At 69.1% G+C, this 22,089-nt stretch carries 23 protein-coding genes and 2 tRNA genes; 22 read left to right on the top strand and 3 right to left on the bottom strand.

Going from position 1 to position 22,089, the window contains the following annotated elements; all coding sequences use genetic code 11:
- Window positions 1-30: 30 nt before the first annotated feature.
- Window positions 31-639 carry a hypothetical protein gene (locus G7071_RS18390; protein WP_166320799.1) on the top strand — a complete coding sequence of 203 codons (609 nt, stop codon included), beginning with the start codon at window positions 31-33 and terminating at the stop codon, window positions 637-639.
- A gap of 108 nt (window positions 640-747) precedes the next feature.
- A complete protein-coding gene (locus G7071_RS18385) occupies window positions 748-1,347 on the top strand; it encodes a mycothiol-dependent nitroreductase Rv2466c family protein (RefSeq protein ID WP_166320798.1) in 600 nt (199 codons plus the stop codon).
- A gap of 1 nt (window position 1,348) precedes the next feature.
- Here the strand turns inward: G7071_RS18385 and G7071_RS18380 are convergent, their stop codons facing one another.
- A complete protein-coding gene (locus G7071_RS18380; protein WP_166320797.1) occupies window positions 1,349-2,047 on the bottom strand; it encodes a GOLPH3/VPS74 family protein in 699 nt (232 codons plus the stop codon).
- A 68-nt stretch (window positions 2,048-2,115) separates the two neighbouring features.
- On the opposite strand from G7071_RS18380, the gene metG reads away from it, so the two are divergent.
- The 16 genes from metG (at window position 2,116) to G7071_RS18300 (ending at window position 14,614) form a co-directional block, all read left to right on the top strand.
- Window positions 2,116-3,915 carry a methionine--tRNA ligase gene (gene metG, locus G7071_RS18375; RefSeq protein WP_166320796.1) on the top strand — a complete coding sequence of 600 codons (1,800 nt, stop codon included), beginning with the start codon at window positions 2,116-2,118 and terminating at the stop codon, window positions 3,913-3,915.
- Between the two features lie 4 nt (window positions 3,916-3,919).
- Entirely contained in the window at window positions 3,920-4,384 is a 465-nt protein-coding gene (locus G7071_RS18370) for a GNAT family N-acetyltransferase (RefSeq protein ID WP_166320795.1), read from the top strand.
- 9 nt (window positions 4,385-4,393) lie between these two features.
- Window positions 4,394-4,978, top strand: coding sequence for an LURP-one-related family protein (locus G7071_RS18365; protein ID WP_246210180.1), 585 nt, complete (start codon window positions 4,394-4,396; stop codon window positions 4,976-4,978).
- 6 nt (window positions 4,979-4,984) lie between these two features.
- Entirely contained in the window at window positions 4,985-5,851 is an 867-nt protein-coding gene (locus tag G7071_RS18360) for an alpha/beta hydrolase (protein ID WP_166320794.1), read from the top strand.
- A gap of 30 nt (window positions 5,852-5,881) precedes the next feature.
- Window positions 5,882-6,391, top strand: a complete 510-nt coding sequence (locus G7071_RS18355) for a ribose-5-phosphate isomerase (protein ID WP_166320793.1) — start codon at window positions 5,882-5,884, stop codon at window positions 6,389-6,391.
- Window positions 6,384-7,229 carry an Fpg/Nei family DNA glycosylase gene (locus G7071_RS18350; RefSeq protein WP_166320792.1) on the top strand — a complete coding sequence of 282 codons (846 nt, stop codon included), beginning with the start codon at window positions 6,384-6,386 and terminating at the stop codon, window positions 7,227-7,229. The genes G7071_RS18355 and G7071_RS18350 overlap by 8 nt, the downstream gene beginning before the upstream one ends.
- Window positions 7,230-7,255: 26 nt before the next feature.
- Window positions 7,256-8,350, top strand: a complete 1,095-nt coding sequence (locus tag G7071_RS18345) for a PP2C family protein-serine/threonine phosphatase (protein ID WP_166320791.1) — start codon at window positions 7,256-7,258, stop codon at window positions 8,348-8,350.
- Between the two features lie 107 nt (window positions 8,351-8,457).
- Window positions 8,458-8,531 (top strand) — tRNA-Gly (locus G7071_RS18340).
- 46 nt (window positions 8,532-8,577) lie between these two features.
- Window positions 8,578-8,650 (top strand) — tRNA-Pro (locus G7071_RS18335).
- Between the two features lie 41 nt (window positions 8,651-8,691).
- Window positions 8,692-10,095 (top strand): trigger factor, encoded by a 1,404-nt coding sequence (tig, locus tag G7071_RS18330; RefSeq protein ID WP_166320790.1) that lies wholly within the window; start codon window positions 8,692-8,694, stop codon window positions 10,093-10,095.
- A gap of 70 nt (window positions 10,096-10,165) precedes the next feature.
- On the top strand, window positions 10,166-11,065 hold the full coding sequence (locus G7071_RS18325; RefSeq protein ID WP_166320789.1) for an esterase/lipase family protein: 900 nt from the start codon (window positions 10,166-10,168) through the stop codon (window positions 11,063-11,065).
- A complete protein-coding gene (locus tag G7071_RS18320) occupies window positions 11,011-11,325 on the top strand; it encodes a hypothetical protein (RefSeq protein ID WP_166320788.1) in 315 nt (104 codons plus the stop codon). The genes G7071_RS18325 and G7071_RS18320 overlap by 55 nt, the downstream gene beginning before the upstream one ends.
- A gap of 166 nt (window positions 11,326-11,491) precedes the next feature.
- Window positions 11,492-12,079: an ATP-dependent Clp protease proteolytic subunit gene (locus G7071_RS18315; RefSeq protein WP_281351789.1), complete on the top strand. Its 588-nt coding sequence runs from the start codon at window positions 11,492-11,494 to the stop codon at window positions 12,077-12,079.
- 5 nt (window positions 12,080-12,084) lie between these two features.
- Complete coding sequence (locus tag G7071_RS18310) at window positions 12,085-12,693, top strand: ATP-dependent Clp protease proteolytic subunit (RefSeq protein ID WP_166320787.1); 609 nt, start codon at window positions 12,085-12,087, stop codon at window positions 12,691-12,693.
- A 125-nt stretch (window positions 12,694-12,818) separates the two neighbouring features.
- Window positions 12,819-14,102, top strand: coding sequence for an ATP-dependent Clp protease ATP-binding subunit ClpX (gene clpX / locus G7071_RS18305; RefSeq protein WP_166320786.1), 1,284 nt, complete (start codon window positions 12,819-12,821; stop codon window positions 14,100-14,102).
- 125 nt (window positions 14,103-14,227) lie between these two features.
- Window positions 14,228-14,614, top strand: coding sequence for a hypothetical protein (locus tag G7071_RS18300; RefSeq protein WP_166320785.1), 387 nt, complete (start codon window positions 14,228-14,230; stop codon window positions 14,612-14,614).
- 1,025 nt (window positions 14,615-15,639) lie between these two features.
- Here G7071_RS18300 and valS read toward each other — a convergent pair.
- Window positions 15,640-18,261, bottom strand: coding sequence for a valine--tRNA ligase (gene valS, locus G7071_RS18295; RefSeq protein ID WP_166320784.1), 2,622 nt, complete (start codon window positions 18,259-18,261; stop codon window positions 15,640-15,642).
- 77 nt (window positions 18,262-18,338) lie between these two features.
- Here valS and G7071_RS18290 point away from each other — a divergent pair, with 77 nt between their 5' ends.
- From G7071_RS18290 to ndk, 4 genes are all read left to right on the top strand, one after another.
- The gene (locus G7071_RS18290; protein ID WP_166320783.1) at window positions 18,339-19,220 is read left to right on the top strand and encodes a GNAT family N-acetyltransferase; all 882 of its coding nucleotides are present in this window, start codon (window positions 18,339-18,341) and stop codon (window positions 19,218-19,220) included.
- A 32-nt stretch (window positions 19,221-19,252) separates the two neighbouring features.
- Window positions 19,253-20,617, top strand: coding sequence for a bifunctional folylpolyglutamate synthase/dihydrofolate synthase (locus tag G7071_RS18285; RefSeq protein ID WP_166320782.1), 1,365 nt, complete (start codon window positions 19,253-19,255; stop codon window positions 20,615-20,617).
- Window positions 20,614-21,012 carry a DUF4233 domain-containing protein gene (locus tag G7071_RS18280; protein ID WP_246210178.1) on the top strand — a complete coding sequence of 133 codons (399 nt, stop codon included), beginning with the start codon at window positions 20,614-20,616 and terminating at the stop codon, window positions 21,010-21,012. The genes G7071_RS18285 and G7071_RS18280 overlap by 4 nt, the downstream gene beginning before the upstream one ends.
- Before the next feature lie 201 nt (window positions 21,013-21,213).
- On the top strand, window positions 21,214-21,636 hold the full coding sequence (gene ndk, locus G7071_RS18275; RefSeq protein WP_166320781.1) for a nucleoside-diphosphate kinase: 423 nt from the start codon (window positions 21,214-21,216) through the stop codon (window positions 21,634-21,636).
- A gap of 6 nt (window positions 21,637-21,642) precedes the next feature.
- Here ndk and G7071_RS18270 read toward each other — a convergent pair whose 3' ends face one another.
- Window positions 21,643-21,840: a hypothetical protein gene (locus G7071_RS18270; RefSeq protein ID WP_166320780.1), complete on the bottom strand. Its 198-nt coding sequence runs from the start codon at window positions 21,838-21,840 to the stop codon at window positions 21,643-21,645.
- Window positions 21,841-22,089 lie beyond the last annotated feature (249 nt).

The following is a 22,089-nucleotide window of genomic DNA, read 5'->3' as shown; positions in this document are numbered from 1 at the left end:
CACCGTGTTTCTTCTGGGAGGGAGAAAAATATGCTTGGCAAGAGGTTCATCGCTCGCGTGGTCTCGATCGGCGTCATCGGGGTGGGGGCGCTGTCGGCGGCGCCGGCCCACGCCGACCCGGTCGTCCCGATCGACTGGAAGGTCGACGCGACCACGACGCTGAAGAAGCTGGACCAGACGGTGGTCATCCCCACCGGCTCGTTCGTCGGTGGCTTCGACCTGGGGACCAGTGAGCTGAGCGGCGACCTGTCGCTCCCGCAGGCCAGCAAGCGCCTCGACATCGGGCAGCTTCCGCTCGCGAACATCACGTTCGCGATGAAGCAGGCCGCCCCGGTGACCGGCACCGTCGACCTCGCGACGATGCAGGCTTCGACAGTGGCGTCCTTCAACGTTCAGCTGGTGTCCATCCGACCGGTCATCGCTCCGTGGCTCAACCTGGTGGGCAACACCTGCCAGACCGCCCAGCCCGTCACCACCAGCATCGGCGGCACGGTCGACCTGATCAACGGCAGCACCTTCAGCGGCACCTACGAGCTCGGCAAGTTCGCCCGCTGCGGTCTGCTGGTCACGCCGATCATCAACGCGATCGTCCCGGGACCGGGGAACACGATGACGGCCAAGTTCAGTCCCAAGGCCTGATCGCGCCACACCCCAGCACCACAAGGAGCGGCCCCGGTCTCACCGGGCCGCTCCTTGTGCCCTGCTCAGGTCGGGCGCGCTCAGGAGCCGTGCCCTAACGTGAGACGCATGACTGCTGCAGACTTCTGGTTCGACCCGCTGTGCCCGTTCGCCTGGATCTCCTCGCGCTGGCTGCTGGAGGTGGCGGAACAGCGCGACATCGAGGTGACGTGGCACGTGATGTCGTTGGCATACCTCAACAAGGACAAGGACATCCCCGACGACTACCGCAAGATGCTCGAGCCCGCGTGGGGCCCGGTCCGCGTCTGCATCGCCGCCGAGGAGCGTCACGGCAACACCCGCTTGCTCGACCTCTACACCGCCATGGGCAACCGCATCCACCTGCAGGGCGCCGCCCTCGACCGCGAGATGGTGGTCGCAGCCCTGGCCGAGGCCGGGATGGACGCCGACCTGGTCGAGGCGATGGACGACACCTCCCTCGACGACGCGGTGGCGAAGTCCCACCACGAGGGCATGGACGCAGTGGGGGACGACGTCGGCACGCCGACGATCCACATCGATGGGTCAGCGTTCTTCGGCCCGGTGCTGAGCAAGATCCCCAGGGGTCAGGACGCGGTCGACCTGTGGGACGGGTGCGTGGCCGTGGCCAAGTTCCCCTACTTCTACGAGCTCAAGCGCACCCGCTCCGGCGACCTCGACTTCAGCTGAGTCAGCCGCCCGCGGCGGCGGCCACGGTCGCGCCTGCCACGACCGCGGCGGTCGTGGCCGCCTGGGCAGCCTTCACCGCGTCCCTGACGGCCTGCGCCGCCCAGGCGCCCGCTGCGATCTCCTTGGCCCGCTTCTTGACCTGCCTGGTCGAGAGGTCGCCCCGGTCGACGACCTTGTGGGCGTGATCGACCGTGGACAGCAGGGCGACGATGGCAGCGGTTCTTTCGTCCGGCACCAGGCCCTGCACCAGGACATCCTGCAGTCGCCTGCGCACGGCTGCCTCGTGCTCCCGGTCGATGGCCGGCCAGGTGGTCCGTGGGAAGAGCCCGAGGACCTTGCCGGTGACCGGACGGACGAGACCGCGATCGGCGAGCCGGTCGAGCAGCGTCTCCTTGGAGCCCTTGCCGAGCCGGTCGACGAGGTCCCTGGCAGCCCGCGGCCGGTCGCGGACCAGCTCCAGTGCGGCTCCGAGCACAGGGTCCTGCGCCGCCGGGTCGTCGGGCGGCGGTGTCTCGGGCACCACCACCTTCGCGGTGCTCCACATGCTGGTCTTGTCCTCGACCTCGACCCGGCCCGCCAGCGCGAGCTCGATGAGCAGCGCGCCGCCGAGCAGCGGCCGGATCTTGTCCGAGTGGGCAAGGCGGCCCGTCTCGTCGTCGAGGAGGAGCAGCAGCAGGTCTTCGGCGATCAGCGTCGACACGGCGCTGACGCTAGCGCAGCCGTCGGTGCGGTGCGGCTGGCCAGCGGGGCGTCACTAGGATTCCCCGCATGACACACGTCCTCTCCGCAGTTGCCTGGCCCTATGCCAACGGCCCGCGCCACATCGGCCACGTGGCCGGGTTCGGAGTGCCGTCCGACGTGTTCAGCCGCTACATGCGGATGGCCGGCCACGACGTGCTCATGGTCAGCGGCACCGACGAGCACGGCACTCCGATCCTGGTGACCGCCGACAAGGAGGGCGTGGGCGCGCTCGACCTGGCCAACACCAACAACGCCATCATCGTCGAGGACCTCGCCGGGCTCGGACTGTCCTACGACCTCTTCACGCGCACCACGACCGGCAACCACTACTCCGTGGTCCAGTCCATGTTCGAGGTGTGCCTGGCCAACGGCTACATGGTCGAGCAGACCACGCAGGCGGCGATCAGCCCCTCCACGGGACGGACCCTGCCCGACCGCTACATCGAGGGCACGTGCCCGATCTGCTCGTATGCCGATGCGCGCGGCGACCAGTGCGACAACTGCGGCAACCAGCTCGACCCGACCGAGCTGATCGACCCCCGGTCGAAGATCAACGGCGAGACGCCGAAGTTCGTCGACACCCAGCACTTCCTGCTCGACCTGCCTGCCCTGGCCGACGCGTTGACCCGGTGGCTGGACGCACGTGCGGCCGAGGGGCATTGGCGTCCCAACGTGATCAGGTTCAGCCAGAACATCCTCAAGGAGATCAGGCCGCGAGCGATGACGCGCGACATCGACTGGGGGATCCCGGTCCCGGGCTGGGAGGACCAGCCGACGAAGCGGCTCTATGTCTGGTTCGACGCGGTCGTCGGCTATCTCTCGGCCTCGATCGAGTGGGCGCGGCGGTCGGGCGACCCCGAGGCGTGGCGGGCGTGGTGGAACGACCCCGAGTCGCTGTCCTACTACTTCATGGGCAAGGACAACATCGTCTTCCACTCCCAGATCTGGCCCGCCGAGCTGCTCGCCTACAACGGCCAGGGGACGCGCGGCGGGGAGCCGGGGGACCTCGGTGTCCTCAACCTGCCCACCGAGGTGGTCTCGTCCGAATACCTCACGATGGGCGACCAGCAGTTCTCCACCTCGCGCGGCCACGTGCTCTATGTCGGCGACTTCCTCGAGCGCTACGGTCCCGACGCGCTGCGCTACTTCATCTGCGCTGCCGGGCCGGAGACGTCGGACGCCGCCTTCACCTGGGCAGACTTCGTCACCCGCAACAACTCCGAGCTCGTCGCGGGCTGGGGCAACCTCGTCAACCGCACGGCGACCATGGTCGCCAAGAGCTTCGGCGAGATACCGGCCGCCACGGCGCTGGAGCCGGTCGACGAAGCCGTGCTCGCCGCGGTCCGCGGCGGCTTCGAGACGGTTGGCGACCTGTTGGGTCGCCACCGCCTGCGGGCGGGCATCGCCGAAGCGATGCGGGTCGTGGGTGAGGTCAACAAATATCTCACCGTCACCGAGCCCTACAAGATGAAGGACGAGTCGCAGCGCGAGCGACTGGCCACGGTGTTGCACGTCGCGGCCCAGTGTGTCGTCGACTGCAACACCCTGCTCGCGCCCTTCCTGCCCCACGCCGCCAACAAGGTGCACGCCGTCTTCGGAGGTGAGGGGGAGTTCATGCCGATGCCGCGCATCGACCAGGTCGACGAGCTCGACCCCGACAACGGTGCGGGCCTGGTGACCTATCCCGTCATCACGGGCGACTACTCGTCGACGCCCGCCTGGGCCCCGCGACCAGTCGTGGTGGGGACACCGGTCGGCAAGCCGACGCCGGTGTTCACCAAGCTCGACCCGTCGGTCGTCGAGGAAGAGCTCGCTCGCCTTGGCTGAGGTCGTGTTCGCCCCCGAATCGGCCGACTCGCCGGACTCGCGGCGGCTGCTGTCGGCGTACGAGCAGGAGCTGGTCTCGCTCGGGGTCACGCTCAACCACGGGTGGGCCGGTGGCGTGACGACCGACCAGCTGTCGCCTCCTCGCGGTGGCTGGCTGCTGGGCCGGGCGAACGAGGCCGCGGTGGCATGCGGTGGGGTGCGCCTGCTCTCGCCCGGGGTGTGCGAGATCAAGCGGATGTATGTCGACCCGGACGTGCGTGGACGAGGTGTTGCCCGGCGGCTGCTGAGCGCGCTCGAGGAGCTCGGCGTCCAGCTCGGGGCGGACGTCGCCAGGCTCGACACCGGCCGCGACATGGCGGCCGCCGTCGGGCTCTACCGAGCCTCGGGCTACCTGGAGATCGACGACTACAACGGCAACCCTGACGCCGGCTGGTGGTTCGAGAAGCGGCTCGGCTCCGAGGCTGGCTAGGCTCGCGTCGTGACCGACCAGCCACCCTCCGCCCAGATCTATCTCCCCACCTTCGTCGTGAAGCAGAAGCTCACGATGATGGTCAACCGCTACGAGATCTCCGAGGCCGACCAAGCCTTCAACCCGGTACGCCTGATGGCGCTCGCGGAGCAGAAGCGGATGGCCTTCAAGGAGCAGGTGACGTTCTTCTCCGACGCCGGGAAGTCGCGTCCGGTCTTCGGGTTCAAGGCCCGCGCGGTGATGGACCTTGGCTCCGGCTACGACATCACCGACGAGGCCGGTCACCAGATCGGCTTCTTCCGCAAGGACTTCGGTGCCTCGCTGCTCCGGTCCACGTTCCACATCGAGGGCCCCGGCTTCTCCGGCACCGGTCAGGAGCGCAGCCAGCTGGTCGGCCTCCTGCGCCGCTTCACCGACCTCAGCTTCCTGCCCGTCCACTTCGACTTCGTCGACGCTCACGGCCAGCCGCTCTTCTCGGTCGAGCGGAAGATGTCGATCGGCGACCGCTACAACGTCACCGTGCCCGACCGTCGCGTCGACTTCAGGGTCGCAGCAGCAGTCGCTGTGGCCCTGGACGCGTTGATGGCCCGCTGAGTCCACATGTATCCCGAGGTGAGGGCGGCCCTGGCCGCTGAGGAGGACAGCGACGTACGAGCCCCAGGCTTCGACCTGGCCGCCCACCGCGAGGAGGTCCGCCTCTCCAACCTGGCGCTGCCCCGCGAGGACGTCGCGGACGCCCGCGACGTCGATGCCTCGGGCGTCCCCTGCCGCCTGTTCACGCCCGCCGACGCGCGCGACGGCGTCATCGTGCACGTGCACGGCGGCGGCTTCGTGTTCAACGACATCGACGTCCACGACGAGGTGTGCAGACGCCTGGCCAACCGGTCGCGTCGCCGGGTGCTCAGCATCGGCTACCGCAAGCCGCCGGAGCACCGGTTCCCGGCTGCGGTGGACGACGTCGACACGGTCCTGGACTGGTTGGCAGACCAGGACATCCGCGGACCGTGGGCCGCCCATGGCGACTCCGCGGGTGCCAACCTCGCCCTCGTCGCCGCGCTGCGCAACCCGGGCCGCTTCGCCGCGGTCGCCCTCATCTATCCCTTCCTCGACCCGACGGCAGGGTTTGCGTCCTACGCCGAAGCGTCGTCCTCCGGCTTCGACCGGGACGAGGCCCGCTGGTACTGGGAGCAGTACGCCGATCGGCGCGACTGGACCAACCCGGACCTGGCGCCCCTGCTCTCCGACCGGCTGCACACGTTGCCGCCGACGTTCGTGGCCACCGCGGAGTTCGACCCGCTGCGCGACGAGGGTGAGGAGCTGGCCCGGCGGATCGCCGAGACGGGAGTGGAGACCGTGGCCGTCCGTTGCCTCGGGCAGACCCACGGCTTCTGGCGCCGACCGCAGTTCGCGGCTGCCGAGCCGTTGCTGCGACAGGGCGCCGCCTTCCTCGACATGCACCTGGTCTGAGGCGTGCGCACGGCCTGCGAGAATGGGGGCATGCGCGTACACCTCGGCTCCGACCACGCGGGCCTCGAGCTCAAGGACCACCTGATGACCTGGCTGGTCGACAACGGCTACGAGCCGGTCGACCACGGACCGTTCGTCTATGACGCCGTTGACGACTATCCCGTCTTCTGCCTGCGCGCCGGTGAGGGGGTCGCCGGTGACAGGGCCGAAGGTCAGGCGAGCTTCGGGGTCGTCATCGGTGGCTCGGGCAACGGGGAGCAGATGGCGGCCAACAAGGTCGAAGGCATCCGTTGCGCCCTGGTGTGGTCGGAGGAGACCGCGGTCCTCGCCAGGGAGCACAACGACGCCAACGTCGTCTCCGTGGGTGGCCGCATGCACTCCGTGGACGAGATGACCCGGTTCGTCGAGGTGTTCTTGACCACGTCGTTCAGTGGCGACGAACGGCACGTGCGCCGGATCGAGCAGCTGTCGACATACGACCGGACCGGCGAGCTGCCGCCCCTGCCGGCGTCGGCCCTCCAGGGCGGGAGCGGTGCCTGAGGGGCACACCCTCCGGCGGCTGGCCGACGACATCACGGCCGCCTTCGCCGGCCACCAGGTCCGGGCGGGCAGCCCCCAGGGGCGGTTCTCGGCGGACGCGGAGGTCGTCGACGGCACCCGGCTCCTGGGAGCCGACTCTGCGGGCAAGCACCTCTTCGTGGAGTTCGAGCGTGATCATTTCGTCCACGTGCACCTGGGACTGATCGGGGCGTTCGAGGTCCACCCAGACGTCAGCGAGGTGCTGCCGCCCGTGGGCGCGGTGCGCCTCCGGCTGCTGCGCGCAGACGGTCGCGCCTACGCCGACCTGCGCGGAGCCACGCAGTGCGAGCTGATCGGCCCCGCTCGTCGCGACGAGATCGTCGGCAGGCTCGGTCCGGATCCGCTCCGTGCCGACGCGGACCCCCAGAGAGCCTGGCACCGGATCAAGGTCAGCCACCGGCCCATCGGTGACCTGCTGATGGACCAGGCGGTCGTGGCCGGCGTCGGCAACGTCTATCGCGCCGAGGTCCTCTTCCGCCATCGCATCCACCCGTTGCGTCCGGGCCGGACCATGAGGGTGGGGCAGTGGCAGGCGATCTGGAGCGACCTGCAGGCCCTCATGAGCGACGGGGTGCGCGACAACCGCATCGACACCGTCCGGCCTGAGCACACGCCGGAGGCCATGGGTCGTGAAGCACGTCGCGACGACCACGGGGGCGAGGTCTACGTCTATCGCCGCACCGCCCAGCCGTGCCTGGTCTGCGGCTCGGGGGTGCGCACCGACGTCCTGGTGGGCCGCAACATCTTCTGGTGTCCGCGTTGTCAACCACGGTTTCGCTCCCGCGCCGTACGATCCTGATGGCAACCGTGGGAGAACTGAGGGACATGACGCAACACCGGGGAGGTCGAGCGGCGGCATCGCCGTCCCTCGACCAGCGAGTCGAGTCTGCGCTGCACGGCATCGTGCCGCGTGAGTCCCGACCGCTCGCAGGACTGATCGTCCTGCTGCTCATCGCCGGCGCGTGCATCTATCTGTTGCCCGACTTCGCGCCCTTGACCTCGATCGTGGTGCCGCTCGTCCTGGCCAACCTCGTGCTGGGGCCGCGACAGCTGCCGTGGTTCGTGGTGATGTCGCTGCTGATGCTGGCCGTGCTCGTGCCGCAGCAGCCCGAGGTCACTCCGCGCACAGCTGTCACGGTCGTGATCCTCTTCGCGCTCGGCTTCATCATCCTGCTCTCCAGCTTCCGTCGCTCCAGGCTCGGTGTCGCGGGGCTCCAGGGAGAGTCGATGCTGGTCGACCTGCGCGATCGCATCCTGCGACAGGGAGGCATCCCCGAGCTGCCCGAGGGCTGGTACGTCGGCAGCGAGCTGCGCTCAGCCGGGGGGACGCCCTTCGCTGGTGACTTCGTCGTCGCGGCTCGGCAGGGTGACCGGCTCGACGTGGTCGTGGTGGACGTGTCCGGCAAGGGCGAGGGAGCAGGGACCAGGGCCCTCCTCCTGTCCGGGGCGTTCGGTGGCCTGCTGGGTGCCCTGCCACCTGAGGAGTTCCTCGGGTCTGCCAACGACTTCTTGATGCGACAGGACTGGGACGAGGGGTTCGCCACTGCCGTGCACCTCTCGCTGGACCTCCTGACCGGTGACTACGCGATCCGCTCCGCAGGACACCCTCCGGCGGCCCTGCGGGCTGCTGGTTCGGGCAAGTGGTCGGCCCTGACCGCCGAGGGTCCGGTCCTGGGGCTCATCGACGACGTGACCTACGAGCCCGCCACGGGCACGATGCGGTCGGGCGACGCCCTGCTGCTCTACACCGACGGCATGGTCGAGACGCCCCACCGCGACATCATGCTGGGCGTCGACAAGATGCTCGGACAGGCCGAGCGGGTGCTCCGCGGCGACTTCGAGGGTGGTGCCGCCCGGATCATCGAGCGCATCGGTTCTCGCAACGACGACCGCGCGCTGCTGCTCGTGCACCGGCGCTGAGCCCCGAGACGAACCGGCTCGGTTGTGGTCGATCGCGCCGCGTGTGGCACCATGACAGCGCGCATTTCAGTGGTCTCGAGCCTGTCGGTGAGACCGAGGCGCGCAACGCGGATGTAGCTCAATGGTAGAGCCTCAGTCTTCCAAACTGATTACGCGGGTTCGATTCCCGTCATCCGCTCCAAGGGAGTCAGAACCGCTCTGGACCAGAGCGATTTCGGCCCGCTTGGCGGGGCGTAGCGTAGTGGCTAGCGCGCCTGCTTTGGGAGCAGGAGACCGCAGGTTCGAGTCCTGTCGCCCCGACACAGCAAGCAAGTCCGAGAAGACAACGAAGGAGACCACCTGTGAAGAGCGCCGTCGAGAACTTGAGCCCGACCAGGGCCAAGCTGACCATCGAGGTGCCCTTCGAGGAGCTCAAGCCGAGCCTCGACAAGGCGTACAAGAAGATCGCCCAGCAGATCAACGTCCCCGGCTTCCGTCGGGGCAAGGTCCCGCCGGCGGTCATCGACCGCCAGGTCGGCCGCGGCGTCGTCCTCGACGAGGCGGTCAACGAGGTCGTGCCCCAGAAGTACATCGAGGCGATGCAGGAGAACTCGCTCGAGCCGCTCGCGCAGCCCGAGATCGAGGTCACCAAGTTCGAGGACAACGAGACCCTCGAGTTCACCGCCGAGGTCGACGTCAAGCCCGACTTCGAGCTGCCCTCCTATGACGGCATCGAGGCAAGCGTCGACGACATCGAGCTCACCGACGCCGAGGTCGAGGAGCAGGTCCAGGCCCTCCGTGAGCGCTTCGGCACCCTCGTCGACGTCGAGCGCGCGGCCGCCGAGGGCGACTTCGTGACCATCGACCTGACGGCCGCCCAGCAGGGCGAGGCCGTGGAGGGTGGCGAGGTCAGCGGCATGTCCTACAAGGTCGGCCGCGGCGGGATGCTCGAGGGCCTCGACGAGGCCCTGGCGGGCATGTCGGCCGGCGACGAGAAGACCTTCTCCTCCGAGCTCGTGGGCGGCGACCTCGTCGGCGAGGCCGTCGACGTGACCGTCAAGGTGACCGCAGTCCAGGAGCAGCAGCTCCCCGAGCTCGACGACGAGTTCGCGCAGCTCGCCTCCGAGTTCGACACCGTCGAGGAGCTCACCGCCGACGTCCGTGAGCGTCTTGGCCGGGGCAAGCGCCTCGAGCAGGCCGCTGCGGCTCGCGACGCCGTGCTCGAGTCGCTGCTGGAGAAGGTGGCCATCCCGCTGCCCGAGACGATGGTCACCGATGAGCTCAACGCCCGTCGCGAGAACGTCGAGCAGCAGCTGGTCTACGCCGGCATGTCGATGGAGAAGTACCTCGAGGACGAGGGCCAGACCCAGGAGGAGTTCGAGGCCGACCTCGAGCGTCGGGTCCGCGACGCCGTCGCCGCCCAGTTCATCCTCGACGCCGTGGCCAAGGCCGAGGAGATCGGCGTCGACCAGCAGGACCTCTCCAGCCACCTCGTGCGGCGTGCCCAGCAGTCCGGTCAGGACCCGCAGGAGTTCGCCAACCACATGTTCGAGCACAACCACATCCCGGACATGGTGCAGGAGATCCTGCGAGGCAAGGCACTCGCGACCATCGTCGAGTCGGCGGTCGTCAAGGACGCCTCCGGCAACCCGGTCGAGCTGAAGAACCTGCGTCCCGACGGCACCGTGGGCGAACCAGTGGCCGACACCGACACCGACACCGACGCCGACACCTCCGCCGAGACGGACGAGCCCGACAAGGCCTGACCCAGGATCCATCGGCGCGCCGCAGCCGTTGAGTGGACGAGTGTCCACTCAACGGCTGTAGCTTTTCTCCATGTCGACGCGCACCGAACCCGGCCTGCTCGATGCGCTGGCCCTGCTGGCGCAAGCCACCGACGAGGTTCTCGTCGACACCGCGCGCGACACGCACCTGGCCGTCGTCGACCGGATCCACCGCCTCCTCGACCGCCAGCTCGGCTCTACTAGTGTCGTCACCGGTCGCAGCCACCGCCTGATCGCGGGCTCGGTCTATGCGGGGGTCGGGGTGTCGCTCAGCGCAGTCACGGCCGGTCTCGACCTGGCAGCGCGCAGCGGCGCCGGCCCCCTCCTGGAGACCAGTCCTCGCAGCGAGTTCGTCCGCTCGGCCGTCAACGGCCTGATCGGGGACCGCATCGAGCGGGAGCGTCCTCGGCTGGCCATCACGATGGCGCCGCGGGCTGCAGGAAGGGACGTGCCGCTGACCAGCGAGGGGTTGGCATCGACGTACGCCGACGCGAGCGGGCGGGTCGTGGTGTTCCTCCACGGGTTGTGTGAGAACGAGAACTACTGGCGCCGTGGCGCGTCGCGTCGCGGCACGACGTATGCCACCGAGCTCGCCGCCCGGGGATGGACTCCCGTCATGCTGCGTGCGAACACCGGTCTGGCAGTGCGGAGCAACGGCGTGACCCTGGCCGCCCTGCTCGAGAAGCTGGTCGAGCAGTGGCCGACCGACGTGACCCGGCTCGCGCTGGTGGGGCACTCCATGGGGGACTCATCATCCGGGCCGCGACGGCGGTGCAGGGGGAGTGGGCCTGGCGCGACCGGGTCAGTGACGTCGTCACGCTCGGCACGCCCCACCTGGGGGCTCCGCTCGCCGGCGGCATCAAGCGCAGCAGCAGCCGGCTCGGTCGGATCCCGGAGGTGGCGGGTCTCGGCCGGGTCCTGGACCAGCGGGCCGCGGGAGTCGACGACCTGATCGAGGGCCTCGACGAGGACTTCGCCCCGCTGCCCCACGCCCGCTACCGACTCGTCTCCGCGACCCTCACAGCCTCCCCGCGCCACCCCGTGGGCGCCTATCTCGGAGATCTCCTGGTCCGCCAGCCCTCGGCCTACGGCCGCGACGACCGTGGTCGCGATCTCTTCCCCGCCGGCGAGGTGCTGCACCTGCGCGGACACCACTTCGACCTGCTCAACGACGCAACAGTCGCATCGGCCCTGACCCGCTGGCTGGGCTGACCCGCCCAGTGGCTGGCCCCCGGCCACCCACCCCGGGCGGTGCTGTGCGCTGTGGGCGAACAGGGGTGAGTATCGCGTGGAAGTGTCGGTGCTTCGGGCTAGTGTCGCTGACGTGAACCAGAACTCCAGCCCAGCTCTCTCGCCCGAGATGAACGGCGGCGGGTCGATGTACGGCCTCGACGACCACATCTACCAGCGGCTCCTGCGCGAGCGGATCGTCTTCCTCGGATCCGAGGTGCGCGACCAGAACGCCAACGCGATCTGCGCCCAGCTGCTGCTGCTCTCGGCCGAGGACCCAAAGGCCGACATCTTCCTGCACATCAACTCGCCGGGTGGCTCCGTCGACGCCGGGATGGCGATCTACGACACCATGAACTACATCCCCAACGACGTCGCGACCGTCGGCATGGGACTCGCCGCCTCGATGGGCCAGTTCCTGCTGTGTGCGGGCACCAAGGGCAAGCGCTACGCCCTGCCGCACGCGCGGATCATGATGCACCAGCCCTCCTCCGGGATGGGCGGCTCGGCCTCCGACATCAAGATCCAGGCGCAGCAGTCGCTCCACATCAAGAAGGTGCTGCTCGACCTGATCGCCCAGCACACCGGCCAGAGTGTCGAGCAGGTCGTCGCCGACGCCGACCGCGACCGCTGGTTCACCGCTGAGCAGGCGGTGGAATACGGCCTGGTCGACAAGGTCGTCACCAACGCCCGCGAGGCCGCCGACGAAGGCCGCCCGGCGCGGCAGAAGGACTGATCGCGATGAATTACTACATTCCCCAGTGGGAAGAGCGCACCGCCTACGGCTTCCGCCGGATCGATCCCTACACCAAGCTCTTCGAAGAGCGGATCATCTTCCTCGGCACGCCGATCAGCGACGACATCGCCAACGCGGTGATGGCCCAGCTGCTGTCCCTGGAGTCGATGAATCCCGACCAGGACATCAGCATCTACATCAACTCCCCGGGTGGCTCCTTCACCGCCCTGACCGCGATCTACGACACGATGCGCTTCATCAAGCCCGCCGTCCAGACCGTGTGCCTGGGCCAGGCTGCGTCGGCCGCCGCGATCCTGCTCGCGGCCGGTGCTCCCGGCAAGCGTCTGGCGCTGCCCAACAGCCGGATCCTCATCCACCAGCCCTACACCGAGGGCACGTTCGGCCAGACCTCCGACATCGAGATCCAGGCCAACGAGATCCTGCGGATGCGTGAGCTGCTCGAGCGGATGATCTCCGAGCACAGCGGCAAGGACGTCGAGCAGGTGAGCCGTGACATCGAGCGCGACAAGATCCTCACCGCGGAGCAGGCCGTCGAATACGGCCTGATCGACGCAGTGCTGGAGTCCCGCAAGAGCATTCCGGCGCTCGCCTGAGCCTGGCGACCCAATGATCATGTGGCGGCACCTCGTGTCCGGACCCGACCGGGGCCCGGCACGGGGTACCGTCAAGGAGCTCGAGAAGCCGGGATCCCGACCTGGCAGGACCGGAGGACACACCCGTGGCTCGAATCGGTGACGGTGGCGACCTGCTGAAGTGCAACTTCTGCGGCAAGAGCCAGAAGCAGGTCAAGAAGCTCATTGCTGGCCCGAACGTCTACATCTGTGACGAGTGCATCGAGCTGTGCAACGAGATCATCGAGGAGGAGCTCTCCGAGGGGGGCGAGGTCAGTCTCGACGAGCTGCCGAAGCCGCGCGAGATCTTCGAGTTCCTCAACTCCTACGTCATCGGGCAGGAGCACGCCAAGAAGTCGCTCGCGGTGGCTGTCTACAACCACTACAAGCGGGTGCAGTCCGGCTTGGCGCCGCTCAACGGCAAGCACAGCAAGGAAGAGTCCGTCGAGGTCGCCAAGTCCAACATCTTGGTGATCGGCCCCACGGGCTGCGGCAAGACCTACCTCGCGCAGACCCTCGCACGGATGCTCAACGTCCCGTTCGCCATCGCCGACGCCACTGCTCTCACCGAGGCCGGCTATGTCGGCGAGGACGTCGAGAACATCCTGCTCAAGCTGATCCAGGCCGCCGACTACGACGTCAAGAAGGCCGAGACAGGCATCATCTACATCGACGAGATCGACAAGGTGGCTCGCAAGTCCGAGAACCCCTCGATCACGCGTGACGTCTCGGGCGAGGGTGTCCAGCAGGCGCTGCTGAAGATGCTGGAGGGCACGACGGCCTCGGTCCCGCCCCAGGGTGGGCGCAAGCACCCCCACCAGGAATTCATCCAGATCGACACCACCAACATCCTGTTCATCGTCGGCGGCGCCTTCGCCGGGCTCGAGGACATCGTGGAGCAGCGGGTCGGCAAGAAGACGCTGGGCTTCACCGCCGAGGTGCGCGGCGAGGCAGAACGTGACGCCGACGACCTGATGGCCCTCGTGCGGCCCGAGGACCTGACGAAGTTCGGGCTGATCCCCGAGTTCATCGGTCGACTCCCGTTGATCGCCAGCGTGACCAAGCTCGACATCGAGGCACTCGTGCAGATCCTCACCGAGCCGCGCAACGCGTTGGTCAAGCAATATCAGAAGCTCTTCGAGCTCGACGGTGTGGAGCTGGAGTTCACCGACGAGGCCATCATCTCGATCGCGGAGAAGGCGCTCGATCGGGGCACGGGTGCCCGCGGGCTGCGGGCGATCATCGAGGAGGTCCTCCTCCACGTGATGTACGACGTGCCGTCGCGAGACGACATCGCCAAGGTGATCGTCACCCGCGAGGTGGTCGAGGACGACATGGCCCCGACCCTCGTGGCGCGAGAGTCGGACTCGAAGAAGAAGAAGTCCGCCTAGCTCGATTGCTCGTCCCTGCCTCCTAGGGGTGAACGCGGCCGCTCTCGTGGACTGTTCTTGGTGCGATCGGGCACTGTGCAAGCGAGAATGGCGCTAGTCACCGGTGCCACGAGGGAGGGGTGCGCGTGAAGACGGAGCACGAGCGACCCACAGTCGCCTTCGTCCTCGTGTCGGTCCTGTGCGCCCTCATGCTCGCCCAGGGCATCCGGAGCGACGTCGTGGCGGAGCGCCTGGGACTGCGCGACGGCGAGACGACCGCTCAGCCCTCCGAGACCGAGGTGCCCGGCCAACCGGCACCCGGGCCGTCCACCGGCCCCGCGCCGGCCGGCCCGCCCGCGGCTGAACCGTCCGCAGCCGACCCCAGCCCGGCGCCGTCGGTCGAAGTCCTGGGTGCGCAGGCCACGGCTGGCAGTGAGCCGGAGCCTGAGCCGGTCGCGCCTGATCCGGCGCCGTACTCATACACGCAGCTGCGGGGCTCAGGGCTGTCACTGGCCGACCTGCTCGCCCAATGACGTGTGTGACCAAGGCAGTTCGACTGCCCCAACAGGGTGGTGCGGCATAGTCCGTTCGGGCCATCTTTGGGCCGGGGCCTTCGGTGCAGGCCGGTCTGCGGCGAGACTGGAAACCAGTCCTGTCCACACAGGAGGGAACTCGGGGTGAACCCAGAGCACAAGCGGCCGTTGGTCGCGTTCGTGATGGTGTCGTTCCTGTGCGCCCTGACCCTGGGACAGGGGGTGCGCGACACCGCCAAGGACGCAGTGCTGGACGTGCGCCGCAGCGTCGTCGCCAGCCAGCAACCCGCCATCATCACCCCCGCCCCCCAGCCGCCGGCGTCGCCGGTGACCGAGGAGGCCTTCGTGCCGGCGCCATCGTTCGCGGCGACCCTTCGGTCCTTGGCTTCTGACTCCTCGACCTCGCAGCCGAGCCCCTCCGGCAACACGTCGTCAGCAACGCCGACGGCCAGCCCGGTCAGCCCGGTCAGTGCGACACCGACGGCCGCCCCGACTGCAACTCCGTCCGCAGCTGCAGGCGGCAATCCGCAGCCTACGAACGCCGCTGACCCAACCGATCCCACTGACGCGCCTGTCGCCAGTCCGGCCCCGGTGCCGGTCGTTGCTGGTGCGCCTGTCGACGGCGGCGAGGAGCCGACGGTGCAGGTCGCTCGCAAGACAGCGCGAGAGTCGGACAAGGCCGCCAAGCAGGCCGAGCGTGACGGCGACCGGGCTGGCAAGGGCCAACGCCAGGAAAGCGCTCTGGCGCCCCAGATCGAGTTGTCCGAAGGGTCAAGCCTGCAACAGGCCGACGCGGACAAGGCCCCCAAGGCCCCAAGGCGGACAAGGGCCCCAAGGCGGACAAGGGCCCCAAGTCCACCAAGGCGGACAAGGGCCCCAAGGCGGACAAGGGCCCCAAGTCCACCAAGGCGGACAAGCGCGGCAAGAGCGACAAGTCGACCAAGACGACGGAGGCAGCGGCGCCGGAGAGCGCCGTCACGGGGCCGGGCAAGTCGAACGGCGCCGGCAAGGGCCGCTGAGACCCCCTAGGCAGGCGGGTCGGCCACCTCGGCAAGCTCGGCATCCACCGAGATCTCCTGGGTCGAGTCGTCGACGGTGAAGACCAGGTCGCCGGTGATCTTGCCGGCCCGGCGCAGGTCGTCAGCCGCCGACTCGACACCCGCGACCAGCGCGGACGGCCCGGAGATCTCCACCCGGGAGAGCTCGGCCTTCATCGACACCTTTGCCTTCGACTTCGCGCCGCGGACCCCGATCAACGCCGCAGCCACCGCCGAGACGGCGGTCGGATCAGCGGCCGCGGCCGCACCGAGGTCGGTGGGAACCGGCCAGGTGGAGCGGTGGATGGACCCTGTCTGCCACCACGACCACACCTCCTCGGTGACGTAGGGCAGGAACGGCGCCAGCAGGCGCAGCTGGACGTGGAGGGCGATCGCCAGCGCGGCTCGTGCGGAGTCGGTGGCAGCCCCGCCGTCCTCGTCGTAGGCGCGCTCCTTGACCAGCTCGAGGTAGTCGTCGCAGAACTCCCAGAAGAACTTCTCGGTGACCTCGAGGGCGGTCGTGTAGTCGTAGGCCTCGAACGCCTCGGTGGCGCGGCGCACGACCACCTCGAGCCGCCCGAGCAGGGCGCAGTCGATGGGTGCGCTGACCGCGAAGTGGTCGAGGGCTGAGGCGCCGACGTTGCCGAGCACGAACTTCGAGGCGTTGAGGACCTTCATAGCCAGTCGGCGGCCGACCTTCATCTGCGACTCGTCGAAGGGGGAGTCGAGTCCCGGTCGTCCGAGCGCGGTGCGCCAGCGGACGGCGTCGGCGCCGTACTTGTCCATGATCTCGGTCGGGACGACGACGTTGCCCCTGGACTTCGACATCTTCTTGCGGTCGGGGTCGACGATGAAGCCCGAGATCATCGCGTGCGTCCACGGCGCCGTGTGGTGCTCGAAGTGTGCCCGGACCACCCGGCTGAACAACCAGGTGCGGATGATGTCGTGGGCGTGGGTGCAGAGGTCGTAGGGGAAGACCCGGTCGAAGAGGTCCTCGTCGGTGAGCCACCCTCCGGCGATCTGCGGGGTCAGCGACGACGTGGCCCAGGTGTCCATCACGTCCGGGTCGCCCATGAAGCCGCCCGGCTGGTCGCGCTGCGACTCGTCGTAGCCCTCGGGGGCCTGCGTGGACGGGTCGACCGGCAGGGCGTCCTCACGCGGCAGGAGCGGGTGGTCGTAGTCGGGGTCGCCGGCGTCGTCGAGGGGATACCAGACGGGGAACGGGATGCCGAAGAAGCGCTGGCGCGAGATCAGCCAGTCACCGTTGAGCCCGCCCACCCAGTTGTCGTAGCGGTGCTTCATGTGGGTGGGGATCCAGGTGACCTCGTCGGCACGCTCGAGCATCTCGCCGCGCACCTCCGCGTCCCGGCCGCCGTTGCGGACATACCACTGGCGGGTGGCCACGATCTCGAGCGGCTTGTCGCCCTTCTCATAGAAGTTGGCCATGCGTTGGGTCGCCTTCGGCTCGCCGTCCAGGTCGCCCGACTCGCGCAGGGCGGCCACGACGGCCTCGCGGGCGCTGAACGCGGTCTTGCCCTTCAGCTCCTCGTACGCCGATGCGGCACCCGGCTCGGAGAGCCACTCGGGCGTCTCGCGAGACATTCGGCCGTCCCGGCCGATCAGCGTGCGGACGGGGAGATTGAGCTCGCGCCACCACATGACGTCGGTGAGGTCGCCGAAGGTGCAGCACATCGCGATGCCGGCGCCCTTGTCGGGCTCGGCGGCGGGGTGCGCCACCACCGGGATCTCGACCCCGAAGACGGGCGACGTGACCGTGGTGCCGAAGAGCGACTGGTAGCGCTCGTCATCGGGGTGGGCGATCAGTGCGACCACGCTCGGGATCAGCTCGGGCCGGGTGGTCTCGATGTGGACCGGAGATCCGTCGGGACGGTGGAACGCCACCCGGTGGTAGTGGCCCGGATAGTCGCGGGCCTCGAGCTCGGCCTGGGCGACAGCGGTCTGGAAGGTGACGTCCCACAGGGTGGGTGCCTCGGAGAGGTAGGCCTCACCGCGGGCGAAGTTGCGCAGGAACGCGGTCTGGCTGACGAGTCGGGCCTTGGGACCGATCGTCGTGTAGTTCTCGTTCCAGTCGACCGACAGCCCCAAGGTGCGCCACAGCGCCTCGAAGACCTTCTCGTCCTCCTCGACAAGCTGCTCGCACAGCTCGATGAAGTTGGGCCGGCTGATCGGAACCTGCTTCTTGGGGTCCGGCTTCTCCGGTGGGGTGAAGTCGGCGGCGTAGGGCAGGGAAGGGTCGCAGCGCACGCCGAAGTAGTTCTGGACGCGCCGCTCGGTCGGCAGCCCGTTGTCGTCCCAGCCCATCGGGTAGAAGACGCTCTTGCCGGTCATGCGGTGGTAGCGCGCGATCAGGTCGGTGTGGGTGTAGGAGAAGACGTGCCCCACGTGCAGGCTGCCGCTGACGGTCGGCGGCGGCGTGTCGATGGAGTAGACGTCGGCGCGCGCGGCCGTGCGGTCGAAGCGATAGGTCTGGTCGGACCTCCACTGCTCCGACCACTTGGCCTCCAGTCCCTCCAGGGCGGCCCGGTCCGGTACGACGACGTCGCGGCGTGTGGACGTCGTGGACTCGGGCTCGGAGCTGGGGGAGGTCATGCCGCGCAGTCTATGAGCGCGGCTCGGGCGCGAGAAAACGCGTTCCAGCTTCGACGACCGGTGATTAGCGTCAGACCATGCGCCTCGACTTCTTCACGGACCCCGGCGGCTTCCTGGAGCTCGCTGCCCGTCACCTCGCCCGGGAGCCGGTCGTGTCGACCGTCGTGTCGTCGGTGGCGGAGCGCGCGCTGGCCGACCTGTCCGAGGGTGTCACCCCGGATCCCCGGGACTGGTATGTCGTGGCGCGAGAGGGTGCAGCGCTGCGCGGGGTGGCCATGCGCACTGCCCCGTTCGGTGCACGGCCCCTGTTCTTGTTGCCCATGCCCGACGAGGCCGCCCTCCTGCTGGCGCGGACGCTGCACGAGCGCGGTGAGACTGTCGGGGCGGCCAACGGGGCCCTGCCAGCAGTGCGGACCTTCGCCGACGAGACGGCGCGACTGGTGGGTGCCTCGGTCGCAGTGGCGCAGCACACCCGACTCTTCGAGCTCGACAACCTGGTCGAACCGGCTGCCGTGCCCGGACGGCTGCGGGTCGCCGACGAGCACGACGTGGACCTGGCGCTGGCGTGGTTCGCCGCCTTCTCGCACGACGCCGACGAGCAGAGCGCTCGTGAGCCGGGCAGCAGCTTCCACGAGCTTCCCGACGAGGCAGACATGCGCCGCCGCATCGGCCGTCGCGGGATCTGGTTGTGGGAGGACGAGGAAGGACAGGCCGTGCACCTCACCGGAGCCAGCGCCCCGGCCTTCGGAGTCGTCAGGGTCGGGCCGGTCTACACGCCCAGGACGCAACGCGGTCGCGGATATGCCAGCGCGACCGTCGCTGCAGTGTCGCGGCAGATCGTGGACGAAGGCGCGCGAGCGTGCTTGTTCACCGACCAGGCCAACCCCACCTCGAACCGGATCTATGAGGCATTGGGCTATCGCCCGGTCGTCGACATGGTCAACCTGCTCGTCGAGTGAGCGGCACGCCACGCCCTAGACTCAGGCGTGACATGAGCCAGCCTTCCACGCCCCGCCTCGCCCAGACCTGTGCCGAGGTCGAGGACGCCCTGCTGTCCCGCTGGCCCGAGAGCCGGCTCGAGCCGAGCCTCGACCGGATCCGCGCCTTCACCGAGCTGCTCGGCGAGCCGCAGGCGTCCCTGCGGGTCATCCACCTGACCGGCACCAACGGCAAGACGTCCACCAGCAGGATGATCGACACGCTGCTCCGTGCTCTGGACCTGCGGACCGGTCGTTTCACCAGCCCACACCTGGAGCGGATGAGCGAACGGATCAGCATCGACGGGGAGCAGCTCACCGACGACGAGTTCGTCCGCGCGTTCAACGACGTCGCTGCCTACACCCACCTTGTCGACGCTGAGCAGGAGCACCCGCTCTCGTTCTTCGAGACCATGGTCGGGATGGCGTTCGCGGCCTTCGCCGACGCGCCCGTCGACGTGGCCGTGCTCGAGGTCGGGATGGGGGGCAGCTGGGACGCCACCAACGTCGCTGACGCCGACGTCGCGGTCGTGCTGCCGATCGCGGTCGACCACGCCAAGTACCTCGGCGAGTCACTCGCGGCGATCGCGCAGGAGAAGGCCGGGATCATCAAGCCGGGCTGCACCGCCGTCCTGGCGGAGCAGTCAGCCGAGGTGGCCGCGGTGCTCCTGGAGAGGGCCGCCGAGGTCGGGGCGACCGTCGTGCGTGAGGGGATGGAGTTCGGCGTCATCTCTCGTGTCCCCGCGATCGGCGGCCAGCTGCTGAGCCTGCAGGGCCTTCGAGGCCGCTATGACGACGTCTTCCTGCCCCTCCACGGGGCACACCAGGCCAACAACGCCGCCGTCGCGCTGGCTGCGGTGGAGGCCTTCGCGGGCCAGGCGCCGCTCGACGCCGACCTCGTCCGGGCCGCCTTCGCCGACGTCACCTCTCCCGGGCGACTCGAAGTGGTCCGGCGCAGTCCGACCGTGGTCCTCGACGCGGCCCACAACCCGCACGGCGCAGAGGCGACCGGGGCTGCGCTGGAGGACTCCTTCAACTTCTCCCCGCTCATCGGCGTGATGGGCGTGATGAGTGACAAGGACGCCGCGGGGCTCCTCGCGGCCTTCGAGCCGCACTTCAGCCACCTCATCTGCACGCAGAACTCCACCCCCCGGTCGATGACCGCCGCCGAGCTGGGCAGGGCGGCGGTCGACATCTATGGCGAGGACCGGGTGACGGTCGTCCCCGACCTTGCTGACGCCATCGACCGTGCGGCAGCCCTGGCCGAGGCCGGCGAGGCGTTCGGTGCCGCACTCGGGTCCGGGGCCGTGCTGGTCACCGGCTCGGTCGTCACCGTCGGGGAGGCCCGCACGATGCTGAAGCGGGGTCGCAGGCAGTGAACAGCGACGCGCAGGTCCAGCACCCCCACAACACCGAGCGGTCGCCTCGTCGAGGGATGTGCGCAGCCGTCCTGAGCCTCGAGGCGATCACCATCGCGCTCACGACTCCGGTGATGATCCGGATCGCCGACGTCCCCGTCTCCACGGCGCTCGGCGTCGGGCTGGGGCTGGCCCTGGCGTGCCTGCTCCTCGCCGGCATGCTGCGAGCCCCTTGGGCCTATGCGGTCGGCTATCTCATCCAGGTCGCCGCGATCGGCCTGGGCTTCGTCATCGCCATGATGTTCGTGCTCGGCGGCATCTTCGCGCTGCTGTGGGGCATGGCGGACTTCCTCGGTCGCAAGATCGAGCGCGAGAAGGCGGCCGCGTGGGCGGCCTATCGCGCCGAACAGCCCTGAAGCTGCTCGGCCGGTGGCGCGGGAGCGGCACTACCATTCGGGTGGGGGACCCTAGGGGGGCGGTGTGCGCTGCAATGTCCGCGCCACCGGGGTCCGGGGTAGCGCCACAAATGTGGCCTGAATCCCAATGAACCACGTCTCGCGGAGTTTGGCAAGGCTCCTGTCGACCGACCCTGCCTGGGAGGTCGCTAGGCTCGCGCCATGACCGAGCGCTCCCTTGTCCTTGTCAAGCCCGACGGCGTACGCCGAGGCCTCACCGGCGAGGTGATTCGTCGCGTGGAGGCGAAGGGATACCGTCTCGTCGCACTCGAGCTGCGGACCGCGACCCGCGAGCTGCTGGCCGAGCACTACGCCGAGCACGAGGGCAAGCCCTTCTACGAGCCGCTGGTGGAGTTCATGCTCTCCGGTCCGGTGGCTGCGATGGTGCTCGAGGGCGAGCGCTGCATCGAAGGCTTCCGTTCGTTGGCGGGGGCCACCGACCCCACCGTCGCCGCACCCGGCACCATCCGGGGCGACCTGGGCCGCGACTGGGGCGAGAAGGTCCAGCAGAACATCGTGCACGGATCGGACGCCCCCGAGTCCGCGGAGCGCGAGATCGCGATCTGGTTCACAGACCTCGCCTGAGCACCGTCAGGCCCTGCGGCCACCTCCGAGGAGGCCGCCGAGCAGGTCGCCCAGCACGCCGCCCACACCGCTGCCACCGGAGCCCGTCGAGCCTTCAGTGCCCTGGGCCGCTCCGCCCAGGATGCTCGAGAGGATCGATCCCAGAGCGCCACCGTCAGCGGCGCCCCCCTTCTGGCCCAGCTGCTTGGCGAGGTAGGACAGCACGATCGGCGGCCGGGTCGACGTCGGCGATCTCCACCGGTGGCGTGGCGACAGCCGGGTCGTGCTGGCCGACCGCCCCGGAGAGGGATGCCTCGCCGGCCGGGTCCTGGGCGTTGGCCTCCACCTAGCCCGAGCTGGGCCGCTGCGGCAGGGCGTGTCCTGCCGGGAACGGGGTCGGACCCTACCTACGCTGAGGTCGGGTCGACGGCCACCATCCTGCGCCGGCCCGCCTTCCTTCGTACACACGCAACT

Source organism: Nocardioides piscis, from assembly GCF_011300215.1.
Classification (GTDB): domain Bacteria; phylum Actinomycetota; class Actinomycetes; order Propionibacteriales; family Nocardioidaceae; genus Nocardioides; species Nocardioides piscis.
This window is presented reverse-complemented; position numbering and strand designations above follow the sequence as displayed.

Coding starts and splice junctions, on each gene's coding strand:
- G7071_RS18315 (WP_281351789.1), top strand. CDS start 11,492: ATGTACGGCCTCGACGACCACATCTACCAGCGGCTCCTGCGCGAGCGG.
- G7071_RS18355 (WP_166320793.1), top strand. CDS start 5,882: ATGCGCGTACACCTCGGCTCCGACCACGCGGGCCTCGAGCTCAAGGAC.
- G7071_RS18385 (WP_166320798.1), top strand. CDS start 748: ATGACTGCTGCAGACTTCTGGTTCGACCCGCTGTGCCCGTTCGCCTGG.
- ndk (WP_166320781.1), top strand. CDS start 21,214: ATGACCGAGCGCTCCCTTGTCCTTGTCAAGCCCGACGGCGTACGCCGA.
- G7071_RS18325 (WP_166320789.1), top strand. CDS start 10,166: ATGTCGACGCGCACCGAACCCGGCCTGCTCGATGCGCTGGCCCTGCTG.
- G7071_RS18345 (WP_166320791.1), top strand. CDS start 7,256: ATGACGCAACACCGGGGAGGTCGAGCGGCGGCATCGCCGTCCCTCGAC.
- G7071_RS18360 (WP_166320794.1), top strand. CDS start 4,985: ATGTATCCCGAGGTGAGGGCGGCCCTGGCCGCTGAGGAGGACAGCGAC.
- G7071_RS18390 (WP_166320799.1), top strand. CDS start 31: ATGCTTGGCAAGAGGTTCATCGCTCGCGTGGTCTCGATCGGCGTCATC.
- metG (WP_166320796.1), top strand. CDS start 2,116: ATGACACACGTCCTCTCCGCAGTTGCCTGGCCCTATGCCAACGGCCCG.
- G7071_RS18285 (WP_166320782.1), top strand. CDS start 19,253: ATGAGCCAGCCTTCCACGCCCCGCCTCGCCCAGACCTGTGCCGAGGTC.
- G7071_RS18290 (WP_166320783.1), top strand. CDS start 18,339: ATGCGCCTCGACTTCTTCACGGACCCCGGCGGCTTCCTGGAGCTCGCT.
- valS (WP_166320784.1), bottom strand. CDS start 18,261: ATGACCTCCCCCAGCTCCGAGCCCGAGTCCACGACGTCCACACGCCGC.
- G7071_RS18310 (WP_166320787.1), top strand. CDS start 12,085: ATGAATTACTACATTCCCCAGTGGGAAGAGCGCACCGCCTACGGCTTC.